This window comes from Deferrisoma sp., assembly GCF_054681715.1.
Genome location: NZ_BAAHFQ010000101.1, coordinates 1 through 10,908, shown reverse-complemented (window position 1 = coordinate 10,908; position 10,908 = coordinate 1). Strand labels below are relative to the sequence as shown.

Here is a 10,908-nt window from a genome sequence, read left to right as displayed (position 1 = left end):
CTTGGGAATCAAGAAACCGCCAGAAGTCCTTCGGATGGGCTGAGGACCTACATACACGCCGGGAAGGCGCACTTCGAGCTAACCGCCCGAAGTGTATCGTCTTTCCGGCTTTTCTGTGACTAGGTGGTGTCAAACTCGGGTATGAGGCCGGCAGGCTGTCCTGTACACGCCAGTGTTTCGCGAATTCGTTGCGGCGTGTTTCTTTGTGTTTCATGTTGAAACAATCGGTGGCCGGCCTGGGTCGGCGCACAGAAGATGGGGAACAGGATCGGACAAAAGGGGCAGGAGCTTTAGGGGGGTGGATGGGTTTTTGCGAAAAAAAGGGGGGATTTGGTTCAGAGGGAAGCGGGGGGCTTCCGTCGCGTGTCCCGGATGCCCAGGTCCCGCATCCGGCGCCACAGGGTGGTGCGGCTCCACCCCAGGCGTTTGGCGGCCTCGCCCTTGTTCCACCCCGTGGCCTCGAGCGCCGCGTAGATCTGCTCTCGCTCCTCGGCGTAGGGGTCCTCGCCGCCGAAGGGGTCCTCACCCCGGAGGATGTGCTCGGGGAGGGCCTCGGGCTGGATCACGTCGCCCGGGGAGCAGACGTAGGCGTGGGCCACCGCGTTCTCGAGCTCCCGGACGTTGCCGGGCCAGCTGTAACGCTCGAGGATCCCGTAGGCGGCCGACGCGAACACCTTGCGCCGGCCTTCCCGGAGCGCGAGCCGCTTCAGGAAGTGGTCGGCCAGGATGGGGACGTCCTGCCGCCGTTCCCTAAGCGGCGGGAGCTCGATCGGCACCACGCACAGCCGGAAGAAGAGGTCGTCCCGGAACCGGCCCTCGGCCACCTCCTTCCGGAGGTCCTTGTTGGTGGCCGCCACGATCCGCACGTCGGCCCGCCGGGGCACCGACTCTCCCACCCGCTCGAACTCCCCCTCCTGGAGCACCCGGAGAAGCTTCACCTGGAGCGCGGGGGAGGTCTCGCCGATCTCGTCGAGGAACAGGGTGCCCCCGTGGGCGGCCTCGAACCGGCCGGGCCGGTCGCGCACCGCGCCGGTGAACGCGCCCCGCACGTGGCCGAAGAGCTCGCTCTCCAGGAGGCCCTCGGCCAAGGCCGCGCAGTTCACCTTGATGAACGGCTTGTCCCGGCGGGGGCTCAGGTCGTGGATGGCCCGGGCCACGAGCTCCTTTCCGGTGCCCGACTCCCCGGTGATGAGCACCGAGACCTCGCTCGGGGCCACGGTCTCGATTTTCTCGATCACCTTGCGAATCGAGGGGTGGTTCCCCACGATGCCGAGCCGGGCGCCGCTGCCGGCGAGTTCCGAGCGCAGCCGGTCGATCTCGGAGAGGTCCCGGAGCACCACGACGGCCCCCTCGAGCCTTCCGTCGCGGCCCCGAAGGGGGGTGGCGTTCACGGACACGTGGAGCGGCCGGCCGCCCTTGCCCTTGAGGACCATCTCCCGGTGGTGAAACCCCTGGCCACTTCGGATCATGGCCTGGAACGGGCACTCGACGCCCGGGGGCGCCTGGAACACCTCGCGGCAGACCTGGCCCAGCACCTCGGCCTCGGCAAACCCCGTGAGCCGCTCGGCCGAGCGCGAAAGGGCGATGATCCGCTCCTGGGCGTCGATGGCGAGAACGCCCTCGTTCAGGCTGTCGAACACGGCCTCCAGGATCGCCGTGCGCTCCTGGAGGGCCTCGATGCCCTCGGCCGACGCGGCGCTCGCCAGCACGACGACCGCGTCGCCCCCCGGCCGGGCTGCGAGTTTGAGGCGGAGCGGCTGGATGCCCCGGCCCGTGTGGAGCCGGCGCACCAGGGTGCGGTTCCGCACCAGCGCGTCCCAAAGGGGCTCGCCGTCCCGGGGCGAGCGCTCCTCCCACTCCCCCAGGCTCTGGGGCGGGGGCTGATCGCCGAAGAGCCCCCGGAACGGGGGGTTCCCCCACAGGATCCGGCCGGACCGGTCCACCAGCACGGCGGGCTGGTGGAATGCGGCCAGCACATCGGTCAGGGCGGGCAGGGCGGTCGCGCTCACGGGGCCCTCCTCGGCCGGGTCTCGCCGGGACGGAGCTCCCGGGCGATCCGGTCCAGGATGCCGTTCACGAACCGGGGGGAGTCCTCGGCCCCGAACTCCCGGGCGAGCTCCACGGCCTCGTCCAGGACGATGGGCGCCGGCACGTCCGCGGAGGCCAGGAGCTCGTACGTGGCGAGCCGCAGCACGCTCCGGTCGACCCGGTCCATCCGCTCGAGCCGCCAGCGGCGGCTGGCGCCCCGGATGCGCTCGTCGATCTCGTCCCGGCGGTCCCAGGCCCCCCGCACCAGGGTCTCGGCGTAGGGCCGGTCCGCTTCGCCCCCGGCCTCGGCGATCGCCTGCTCCAGGAGCCCCATGGGGGGTTGCTCGGGGTTGAGGTCGAGGGCGTAGAGCGCCTGCAGCGCCGCCCGCCGGGCCGCTCGTCGGGCACCCATGGAGCCCCTTACCCGTCCGCCCGGAGGAGGTTCGCGGTCTCGATGGCGGCCATGGCGGCCTCAAACCCCTTGTTCCCGGCCTTGGAGCCCGCCCGTTCGATGGCCTGCTCCAGGGTGTCGGTGGTGAGCACCCCGAAGGTCACGGGAAGCCCGGTTTCCAGGGCGACCAGGGCCACGCCCTTGGCCACCTCGGAGGCCACGTAGTCGAAATGGGGGGTCGAGCCCCGGATCACCGCGCCCAGGCACACCACGGCGTCGAACCGGCCCGAGGTGGCGAGTTTCTTGGCCACGAGCGGGATCTCGAACGCGCCCGGCACCTTGTACACCCGGATCGCGTCGGGATCCCCCCCGGTGCGGACCACGGCGTCCACCGCCCCTTCCACGAGCCGGTCGGTGACGAAGCTGTTGAACCGGCTCGCCACGAGGGCGATCCTAAGGCCCTGGCTGGTGAGCTTCCCCTCGATGAAAGCAGGCATGGCGTCTCCTCACGCGTCGGTCGGGCCGGCATCCCGGCGGTCGGGATCGATCCAGTGGCCCAGCTTTTCCTTTTTGGCCCGAAGATACCGCTCGTTCTCGGGGTGGGGCGGGATCTCGATGGGCACCCGCTCCACCACCTCGAGCCCGTATCCTTCGATGCCCACGATCTTCTTGGGATTGTTGGTCATGAGCCGGAGGTTCCGGATGCCCAGGTCCACGAGGATCTGGGCCCCGATCCCGTACTCGCGCAGATCGGCCTGGAACCCGAGCTCCTCGTTGGCCTCCACCGTGTCCTTGCCCTGGTCCTGGAGGGCGTAGGCCCTGAGTTTGTTCACGAGCCCGATGCCGCGGCCCTCCTGCCGCAGGTACAGGATCGCGCCTCGGCCCTCCTCGGCGATCATCCGCATGGCCTGGTGGAGCTGGTCGCCGCAGTCGCACCGCAGGCTCCCGAACACGTCGCCGGTGAGGCACTCGGAGTGCACCCGCACGAGCACCGGCTCGTCCCCGGCCACGTCGCCCTTGACCAGGGCCACGTGGAGGTAGTCGTCCACGTCGTTCTCGTACACGATGGCCCGGAACTCGCCGCCGTAGGCCGTGGGAAGCCGGGTCTCGGCCGACCGGCGCACCAGCCGTTCGGTGCGCAGCCGGTACTCGATGATGTCGGCGATCGTGACGATGGGCAGCCCGTGTTCCTGGGAGAACCGCTCGAGCTCCGGGCGCCGGGCCATGGTGCCGTCGTCGTTCATGATCTCGCAGATCACGGCCGCGGGCTTGAGGCCCGCGAGCCGCGCCAGATCCACCGAGCCCTCGGTCTGGCCGGTTCGCACGAGCACGCCCCCCTTGCGGGCGCGCAGCGGGAACACGTGGCCGGGCCGCACGAGATCCTCGGGCCGGGTGTCGTCGGCGATGGCCGTGAGGATGGTGGTGGCCCGGTCGTGGGCCGAGATCCCGGTGCTCACCCCGCGGCGGGCCTCGATGGACACGGTGAACGCGGTCTGGAACGGGCTCGTGTTGTCGGAAACCATGGGCGGGAGCTTCAGGTAGTCGCACCGCTCCTCGGTCATGGCGAGGCAGATAAGCCCCCGGCCGTGCTTGGCCATGAAGTTGATGGCCTCGGGGGTCACCTTTTCCGCCGCGATGGCGAGGTCCCCCTCGTTCTCCCGGTCCTCGTCGTCCACCAGGATGACCATGCGGCCTTCCCGGAAGGCCTGGATGGCTTGCTTGACGCGTTCGATCGGCATGGGAATGTCCTGCTCCAAGCCGGCGCGCCGCCCGAACGGCGGGGCGCGGGCCGTTGCTCATGGGGTTCGAGACGGATAAGTGGGCGTATTTTACTTCAGAAAGCCGCTGCGGGCCAAAAGCTCCCAGGTGACCCCGCCTTCGGCGGTGCGGCTCCCGAGGAGCTTTTCGACGTATTTCGCCAAGACGTCGGCCTCCAGGTTGACCCGGTCGCCGGGGGATCGGTCGGCGAGCGCCGTGGCGTCCCAGGTGTGGGGGATCACGGCCACGGAGAACTCGCCGCCGCTCACCGCGTATACGGTGAGGCTCACCCCGTCCACGGCCACGGACCCCTTCTCCACGAGGTACCGGGCCACCGGGGGGGGAGCCTCGAACCGTACCACCCGAAACGCCCCCTCGGTCCGGATGCCCAGGACCCGGCCGGTGGCGTCCACGTGGCCGAGCACCAGGTGGCCGCCGAGACGGTCGGTCAGCCGAAGCGCCCGCTCGAGGTTCACCCGGCGGCCCGGCCGGAGGTCCGACAGGGTGGACCGGTCGAGGGTTTCGGGGGAGGCGTCGGCCGAGAAGAGGCCCGGGGCGATCTCGGTGACCGTGAGGCACACCCCGTCCACGGCCACGGACTCCCCGAGCTCGAAATCGGCCGTGTCGAGGCGGGTGGCGATCCGAAACCGCTTGCCGCCCGGCACGGCCGAGATCTCCCGGACCGTGCCGACGTCCTGGATGATTCCGGTGAACATGGTGGGTGCCCCTTCTCGCCTAGGCCGGGGGTGCGCCGGGCCGCGGGGACGGAGGAAGTCGGCCCAGACGGCCGGTCAGGTAGAGGTCCGGGCCCACCCGTTCCCATTCGAGGTCCTCGACGGGCCAGGCCTCGGCGATCCGTTCCGGGCTCGCTCCCCCGAGCATGGGCACCGCATCCCGGCCCCCCAGGAGCCGCGGCGCGTAGAAGAGATGGATCCGGTCCACGAGCCCGGCGTCGAGGAACCGCCTCGCGGTCTCGGCCCCCCCCTCCACGAGGACCTCCATGCGCCCCGCGGCGTAGATCTCCTCGAGCAGCCGCCGAAGGTCGAGGCCCCGGGGCCCCTGGGGCAGCCGCAGCACCCGGGCGCCCCGGCGCGCGAGGGCCCCGGCTCGGTCGTCCGGCGCCTCGGGGCCGCAGGCGATCCAGGTGGAGGCCGCCTCGCCGGGGGAGAGCATCCAGAGGGTTTCCGGCACGCGGGCCCGGGGATCCAGGACGACCCGCAGCGTGGGCCGCTCCGGCTCCCCGGGGAGGCGAACCGTGAGCCGGGGATCGTCGGCCGCGGCCGTGCCCACGCCCACGATCACGACCCCGCACCGGTCCCGGAGGCGGTGGACCCGCTCCCGGCTCTGGGGCGATGTGATCCAGCGGCTGTCTCCGGAGGCGGTGGCCGTCTTGCCGTCGAGGGTGGCGGCGAGCTTGAGGTGCACGAAGGCCCGGCGCTCCACGATGGAAAGGCAGAAGGCCTCGTTGAGGCGCCGGGCCTCGGGTTCCGATAACCCCACCTCCACCCGGATGCCGGCGGCCCTGAGCCGCTCGAAGCCCCGGCCGGCCACGGCGGGGTTGGGGTCGGCCATGGCGGCCACCACCCGCCGGACCCCGGCGGCCACGATGCGGTCGGTGCAGGGCGGCGTGCGGCCGTGGTGGGAGCAGGGCTCCAGGGTCACGTAGAGGTCGGCCCCCCGGGCGGCCGGCCCGGCCTCGTCGAGGGCGAACACCTCGGCGTGGGGCTCCCCGGCCCGGGGGTGGTAGCCCCGGCCGACGACGCGCCCGTCCCGCACCACCACGCACCCCACGGCCGGGTTGGGGCTGGTGCGGCCAAGCCCCTTCCGGGCAAGGTCCAGGGCGAGGCCCATGTAGAACCGGTCGGCGGCCTCGGTCACGCGTCCTTCTGCCCCTCGAGGAACTCGCGCAGGGCGTCCACGAACTCGTCCACCCCGCGAAACTCCCGGTACACCGAGGCGAACCGCACGTAGGCCACCGGGTCGAGGGCCTGGAGCTCGGCCATGACCGCCTCGCCGATCTCCCGGCTGGGGACCTCCTTTCGGCCCTCCTCCTGGAGCCGGGCCTCGATCCGGTCCACGATGCGCTCGAGGCTGTCGGCCGACACGGGCCGCTTCTCGCACGCCTTCTTGATGCCGGCCAGGATCTTGAGCCGGTCGAAGGACTCCCGGCGGCCGTCCTTCTTGACCACCAGGGGAAGCATGTCCTCGACCCTCTCGTAGGTGGTGAACCGGCGGCCGCAGGCCACGCACTCGCGCCGCCGTCGGATCACCTCGCCCTCCCGGGACACCCGGGAGTCGATGACCCGGTCCTCCTGCTCGCCGCAAAACGGACAGCGCACGGCTCACGCCTCCTCGGGTTCGCCCAGGGGCACGAGGTCGATGGCCGCGCTGCGCAGGAGATCCCGGCTCAGCGGATCGGCGTAGCCCTGGAGGTAGTACACCCGGCGGATGCCGGCGTTGATGATCATCTTGGTGCAGATCACACAGGGCAGGTTCGTGCAGTACATGTCGGAGCCCTCGATCCGCACCCCGTGTTGGGCCGCCTGGAGGATGGCGTTCTGCTCGGCGTGGAGCCCCCGGCACAGCTCGTGGCGCTCGCCGGAGGGGATGCCCATCTCCTCCCGTAGGCACCCCACGTCGAGGCAGTGGGCCACGCCCGAGGGGGCGCCGTTATAGCCCGTGGCGAGGATGCGCTTGTTTTTCACGAGGATCGCCCCCACCTTGCGGCGGGTGCAGGTGGAGCGGGTCGCCACCAGCCGGGTGATCTCGGTGAAGTACTCCTGCCAGGAAGGACGCATGATCGTGAACCTCGTTGCGTCGTCGTGGACGGGGCGTGGAGGCTGGAAGGCCGGGACGCCAGAACGCTCGTTTACTAAGACCAACGGAAGTATCGTCAGCACCCCGTCGTTGCCACGGAAACCCGCGGGTGGGGGGGCTGGTGGAGAGCCGGGTGCGGCCCCTCACCTCGCCGCGCCATCACCGCGCCCGGATCGCTTTGGAAGCTCCGTAGGCCGCGGAGCGCGGCCTGCTTGCGACCGATTGACACGCGTAAGCGCCGGGGCGCGCGCTGGCGGGCGGGGCAAGGGGCCCCCCTCCGGCCGGGCGCGAGTGCCGGCACCCGAACCGCCGCGCAGCCCGGACCCCCGGCGGTGGCTCCATGGCCCACTCGCCCAGACGCGGCGGGTTCGTGGTGCGAGCGACGGAGGCACTGCGCGGCTTTTTGCGGGGGCCGCACCCGGCTCTCCGGGAGGCCCCTCGCCCCCCCAGCGCGGGCCACGGGTCCGTGTCAGTTGGAAGATCCGGAACGTCCGCCACCGCCGCCCCGGCCCGTCGAACCGACAACGGCGTGGAAAGGCGCGACTGTAGGAGCCACGCCCGGCGCCCCAGCAGGCCCCATGCCCCCGATCGCGTCTATTTAGCCGCCGGAGAAATAGTACCTGGCGCCCGCCAGCGGGATCCGCCCGGCGAGCCTCCGACCCGGGCTCTCCGTGAGGCCTCGGCCGGCTATGGGGAGCGGGTTCCCCCGGCTCAGGCCGCCCCGTCCAGGAGGTGGCGGTAGAAGGGGAACCGGCCGCACAGGTCCCGCATCTCGCCGCGCACCTGGGCCTCGGTGGTCTCGTCGCCGCACCGAGCGAGCACCCGGGCGATGGCATCTGCGATGATCTCCATCTCCGCCAGGCCCATGCCCCGGGTCGTCACGATGGGCGTGCCGATGCGGATGCCGCTCGTGACGAAGGGGCTTCGGGTCTCGTAGGGGATGGCGTTCTTGTTCACCGTGATCCCGGCCCGGTCGAGGCACCGCTCCGCGTCGAGCCCGGTGAGGTCCTGGGGCGTCAGGTCCACCAGGAACAGGTGGTTGTCGGTGCCGCCCGAGACGATCCGGTAGCCGCGGCGGTCGAGCGCCTCGGCCATGGCCCGGGCGTTGGCCACGATCTGGTGGGCATAGTCCCGAAACGCCGGGGTGGCGGCCTCCCGAAACGCCACGGCCTTGGCCGCCACCTGGTGCATGAGGGGGCCGCCCTGGAGGCCCGGGAACACGGCCTTGTCCACGGCCTCGGCGTGCTCGGCCCGGCACAGCACGAGCCCGCCCCGGGGGCCCCGCAGGGTCTTGTGGGTGGTGCTCGTGACGATGTCGGCGTAGGGCACCGGGTTCGGGTGGGCCCCGCCGGCCACCAGGCCCGCGATGTGGGCCATGTCCACCACCAGGTAAGCCCCCACCTCGTCGGCGATCTCCCGGAACGCCGCGAAGTCGAGCACCCGGGAGTAGGAACTGGCGCCGGCCACGATCACGGCGGGCCGTTCCCGCCGGGCCACGTCGCGCACCTCGTCGTAGTCGATGGTGCCGGTGTCCCGCCGCACCCCGTAGGTCACGGCCCGGTACTGGCGGCCTGAGAAGCTCACGGGTGCCCCGTGGGTCAGGTGCCCCCCGTGGGCCAGGGCCATGCCGAGGATCGTGTCCCCGGGCTTGAGGAGGGCGTAGTAGGCCGCCATGTTCGCGGCCGAACCCGAAAGGGGCTGCACGTTGGCGTGGTCGGCGCCGAAGAGGGCCTTGGCCCGCTCGATGGCGAGCTGCTCCACCTCATCCACGAACCGGCACCCGCCGTAGTAACGTTTGCCCGGGTAGCCCTCGGCGTACTTGTTCGTGAGCACCGACCCCTGGGCCTCGAGCACGGCCTCCGAGGCGTAGTTCTCGGAGGCGATGAGCACGATGCCCTCCTCCTCCCGCCGGATCTCCCCCTGGATCGCGGCCCAGACGTCGGGGTCCTCCTCGAAGAGCACGGGGCGGCGCTGGCGCTCGATCTCCCGGATCTTCTCGATCCGCCGGGCGTGGCGCCCTCCCTCGAACCGGGACTCGAGCCAGGTGCGCACCATCTCCCGGGCCAGGGCCGGGTCGGTGGTGCGGCCGCCGATCACGAGCACGTTGGCGTCGTTGTGCTCCCGGGCCATCCGGGCCGTGAAGGTGTCGTGCACGAGCGCCGCCCGGACCCCGGGGACCTTGTTCGCCACGATGCTCATGCCGATCCCGGTGCCGCAAAGGAGGATCCCCCGCTCGGCCTCGCCCCGGGCCACCCGGCGGGCCACCTCCACCCCGAACTCGGGGTAGTCCACGGGGTCGCCGTTTTCCGGCCCCAGGTCCCGGACCTCGTAGCCGAGCTCGCCGAGGAAGGCCTTGAGGTCCTCCTTGAGGGCGTAGCCCCCGTGGTCGCTGGAGATCAGGATCATGGCCGGCTTTACCCTTCGAATGCGCGGAAGAGGAGGGTCGCGTTCGTCCCGCCGAACCCGAACGAGTTGGACAGGACCGCCCGGATCCGGCCCGGACGGGCCTCGTTGGGCACGTAGTCGAGGTCGCAGTCGGGATCGGGCGTGTCGTAGTTGATGGTGGGGGGCGCCACCTGATCCCGGATCGCCAGCACCGAGAACACGGCCTCCACGCTGCCGGCGGCGCCCAGGAGATGGCCGGTCATGCTCTTCGTGGACGAGACCCACAGCCGTCGGGCGTGGTCGCCGAACACCCGCTTGATGGCGAGGGTTTCGTAGTAGTCGTTGAACGGGGTGCTCGTGCCGTGGGCGTTGATGTAGTCCACCTCGTCCGGGGCGAGCCCGGCCGACCGCAGGGCCGCCTGCATGCACCGGGCCGCGCCGTCGCCCTCGGGGTCGGGGGCGGTGATATGGTAGGCGTCGCAGGTGGCCCCGTACCCCACGAGCTCGGCGTAGATCTTGGCTCCCCGGGCCCGGGCCCGTTCGAGTTCCTCCAGCACCAGCACGGCGCCGCCCTCGCCCATGACGAACCCGTCCCGGTCCTTGTCGAAGGGGCGGCTCGCCTTTTCGGGCTCGTCGTTGCGGGTGGAGAGCGCCCGCATGGCGTTGAACCCGGCCACGGCGAGCGGGGTGATGGTGGACTCCACGCCCCCGGCCAGCATGACGTCGGCGTCGCCCCGCCGGATCGCGTGCCAGGCCTCCCCGATGGAATGGGCCCCCGTGGCGCAGGCCGTGACGATGGAGAGGTTGGGGCCCTTGGCGCCCGTGAGGATCGCCACGTACCCGGGGGCCAGGTTTGCGATGACCATGGGAATGAAAAACGGGCTCACCCGCCGGGGTCCCGACTCCAGGAGCACCTTGTGCTGGTTCTCGATCTCGGGGAGCCCCCCGAGGCCGGCACCGATCGAGGTGCCGACCTGCTCGGCGTTCTCCGGGGTGATCTCCAGCCCCGCGTCCTCGACCGCCATCTTGGCCGAGGCCACGGCGTACTGGATGAAGGTGTCCATCTTCTTGGCGTCGCGCCGGTCCATGAACGCCGCCGGGTCGAACCCCCTGACCTCGGCGGCGATCTGGGTCTTCAGGCCCGCCGCGTCGAACTTGGTGATCGGGCCCACGCCCGACCGGCCGGCGAGACAGTTCTTCCAGGTTTCCTCCACACCCACGCCCAGGGGGGTGACGCACCCCAGGCCGGTGACCACCACTCGTCGTGCTGCCACGTCGCTCCTCCTGAACCCGCTTCGGGCGGGTTCATTAGGGAAGGGAGCCAGACCCGCCGGGCCTGGCTCCCTTCCCTAACCGCCGAACGTTGTCCCTTACGCCGCCAGCTTCGACTTGATGTAGTCGATGGCGTCCTGCACGGTGCGGATCTTCTCCGCGTCCTCGTCGGGGATCTCCTGGTCGAACTCCTCCTCCAGGGCCATGACGAGTTCCACGGTGTCGAGGCTGTCGGCCCCGAGGTCCTCGATGAACCG

11 protein-coding genes and 1 pseudogene are annotated in these 10,908 nt (G+C 71.2%); all 12 read right to left on the bottom strand.

Annotated elements, in window-relative coordinates; all coding sequences use genetic code 11:
* Nucleotides 1-335 precede the first annotated feature (335 nt).
* Nucleotides 336-2,009 (bottom strand): sigma-54 interaction domain-containing protein, encoded by a 1,674-nt coding sequence (locus tag ACY0I8_RS12855; RefSeq protein ID WP_461395061.1) that lies wholly within the window; start codon nucleotides 2,007-2,009, stop codon nucleotides 336-338.
* Complete coding sequence (gene nusB, locus ACY0I8_RS12850; RefSeq protein WP_461395060.1) at nucleotides 2,006-2,440, bottom strand: transcription antitermination factor NusB; 435 nt, start codon at nucleotides 2,438-2,440, stop codon at nucleotides 2,006-2,008. Before nusB ends, ACY0I8_RS12855 begins: the two co-directional genes overlap by 4 nt.
* An 8-nt stretch (nucleotides 2,441-2,448) precedes the next feature.
* Complete coding sequence (gene ribH, locus ACY0I8_RS12845; protein ID WP_461395059.1) at nucleotides 2,449-2,916, bottom strand: 6,7-dimethyl-8-ribityllumazine synthase; 468 nt, start codon at nucleotides 2,914-2,916, stop codon at nucleotides 2,449-2,451.
* A 9-nt stretch (nucleotides 2,917-2,925) separates the two neighbouring features.
* Nucleotides 2,926-4,158: a bifunctional 3,4-dihydroxy-2-butanone-4-phosphate synthase/GTP cyclohydrolase II gene (locus tag ACY0I8_RS12840; protein ID WP_461395058.1), complete on the bottom strand. Its 1,233-nt coding sequence runs from the start codon at nucleotides 4,156-4,158 to the stop codon at nucleotides 2,926-2,928.
* A gap of 90 nt (nucleotides 4,159-4,248) precedes the next feature.
* Nucleotides 4,249-4,893, bottom strand: coding sequence for a riboflavin synthase (locus tag ACY0I8_RS12835; RefSeq protein WP_461395057.1), 645 nt, complete (start codon nucleotides 4,891-4,893; stop codon nucleotides 4,249-4,251).
* Between the two features lie 19 nt (nucleotides 4,894-4,912).
* Nucleotides 4,913-6,055, bottom strand: a complete 1,143-nt coding sequence (gene ribD / locus ACY0I8_RS12830; protein ID WP_461395056.1) for a bifunctional diaminohydroxyphosphoribosylaminopyrimidine deaminase/5-amino-6-(5-phosphoribosylamino)uracil reductase RibD — start codon at nucleotides 6,053-6,055, stop codon at nucleotides 4,913-4,915.
* On the bottom strand, nucleotides 6,052-6,516 hold the full coding sequence (nrdR, locus tag ACY0I8_RS12825; protein WP_461395055.1) for a transcriptional regulator NrdR: 465 nt from the start codon (nucleotides 6,514-6,516) through the stop codon (nucleotides 6,052-6,054). Before nrdR ends, ribD begins: the two co-directional genes overlap by 4 nt.
* A gap of 3 nt (nucleotides 6,517-6,519) precedes the next feature.
* The gene (locus ACY0I8_RS12820) at nucleotides 6,520-6,978 is read right to left on the bottom strand and encodes a deoxycytidylate deaminase (RefSeq protein WP_461395064.1); all 459 of its coding nucleotides are present in this window, start codon (nucleotides 6,976-6,978) and stop codon (nucleotides 6,520-6,522) included.
* A gap of 727 nt (nucleotides 6,979-7,705) precedes the next feature.
* The gene (locus ACY0I8_RS12815) at nucleotides 7,706-8,956 is read right to left on the bottom strand and encodes a serine hydroxymethyltransferase (RefSeq protein WP_461395063.1); all 1,251 of its coding nucleotides are present in this window, start codon (nucleotides 8,954-8,956) and stop codon (nucleotides 7,706-7,708) included.
* A 24-nt stretch (nucleotides 8,957-8,980) separates the two neighbouring features.
* A pseudogene (rpiB, locus tag ACY0I8_RS12810) lies at nucleotides 8,981-9,400 on the bottom strand (ribose 5-phosphate isomerase B); the annotation flags it as partial.
* A gap of 8 nt (nucleotides 9,401-9,408) precedes the next feature.
* Nucleotides 9,409-10,653: a beta-ketoacyl-ACP synthase II gene (gene fabF, locus ACY0I8_RS12805; protein ID WP_461395054.1), complete on the bottom strand. Its 1,245-nt coding sequence runs from the start codon at nucleotides 10,651-10,653 to the stop codon at nucleotides 9,409-9,411.
* Nucleotides 10,654-10,749: 96 nt separating this feature from the next.
* Nucleotides 10,750-10,908: acyl carrier protein (gene acpP, locus ACY0I8_RS12800; RefSeq protein WP_461395062.1), on the bottom strand; the 159-nt coding region annotated here is incomplete at its 5' end.

What these genes read in the sequence shown, in the direction of transcription:
- ribH (WP_461395059.1), bottom strand. Translation starts at nt 2,916, where the DNA reads ATGCCTGCTTTCATCGAGGGGAAGCTCACCAGCCAGGGCCTTAGGATC.
- ACY0I8_RS12840 (WP_461395058.1), bottom strand. Translation starts at nt 4,158, where the DNA reads ATGCCGATCGAACGCGTCAAGCAAGCCATCCAGGCCTTCCGGGAAGGC.
- nusB (WP_461395060.1), bottom strand. Translation starts at nt 2,440, where the DNA reads ATGGGTGCCCGACGAGCGGCCCGGCGGGCGGCGCTGCAGGCGCTCTAC.
- ACY0I8_RS12835 (WP_461395057.1), bottom strand. Translation starts at nt 4,893, where the DNA reads ATGTTCACCGGAATCATCCAGGACGTCGGCACGGTCCGGGAGATCTCG.